The sequence below is a fragment of the Methylobacterium sp. P3_A11 genome (assembly GCF_056403155.1).
Genome location: NZ_JBFUGA010000241.1, coordinates 1 through 1,023 on the forward strand (window position 1 = coordinate 1; position 1,023 = coordinate 1,023).

At 63.2% G+C, this 1,023-nt stretch carries 1 protein-coding gene; it reads left to right on the top strand.

Features of this window, described 5'->3' with window-relative positions; translation table 11 throughout:
• Positions 1 to 62: 62 nt before the first annotated feature.
• A partial coding sequence (locus AC1DXK_RS31020; protein ID WP_477299711.1) for an IS481 family transposase occupies positions 63 to 1,023 on the top strand: 961 nt, incomplete at its 3' end.

Genomic DNA, 1,023 nt, shown 5'->3' on the forward strand with positions numbered 1-1,023 from the left:
TGTGCAGTCCCGCGGTGTGGTGGCATCAATTTAGCTGTAACCGCCGCACACCGGGAGGCGTTATGGGACAGGTTCTTCACGGCTGCGCCACGACCACGCACGCGGTCAGAGCAACGCTACAGCGATCGAAAGCTCCGCTCAAAGATCTTGCCGCCCAGCATGGACTGAACCCCAAGACAGTCGCGAAGTGGCGTAAGCGAGCCTTCGTGCATGACGCGGCGATGGGACCGAAGACGCCGCGCTCTACCGTGCTTACGACAGAGGAAGAGGCGGTGATCGTCGCCTTCCGCCGGTACACGCTGCTGCCGCTGGACGATTGCCTCTATGCACTTCAAGCCACCATCCCGCACCTGACCCGATCATCACTGCATCGTTGTCTGCAGCGCCATGGGATCAGCCGGTTACCCGAGGTCGGCGGCGACAAGCCCGGCAAGCAAGCGTTCAAGGCCTACCCGATCGGCTTCTTCCACATCGACATCGCGGAGGTTCGCACCGGCGAAGGCAAGCTGTACCTTTGGGTAGCCATCGACAGGACGTCCAAATACGCCTTCGCCCAGCTGCACGAACGCGCTGATCGGCCCGTGGCCTGCGCCTTCCTGGAGGCACTCATCGAGGCCTGTCCTTACCGCCCGCATATCATCCTGACCGACAACGGCATCCAGTTCGCCGAGCTGCCCAAGAACCGCCGCGGCCCGACCGCCCTGTACCGCGTCAACCGCTTCGACCAGATCTGCCGGGCGCACGACATCGAGCATCGGCTCACCAAGCCAAACCACCCGTGGACCAATGGCCAGGTCGAGCGCATGAACCGGACCCTCAAGGACGCGACCGTCAAGCGCTACCACTACGACAGCCACGACCAACTGCGGGAACACCTCGCCGCTTTCCTGGATGCCTACAACTTCGCCCGGCGGCTCAAGACCCTACGCGGCCTCACGCCATACGAAGCGACCTGCCGAGCCTGGGCAGACGACCCAGGCCGGTTCAGATACGACCCAACCCATCTCACCTCGGGACTGAACA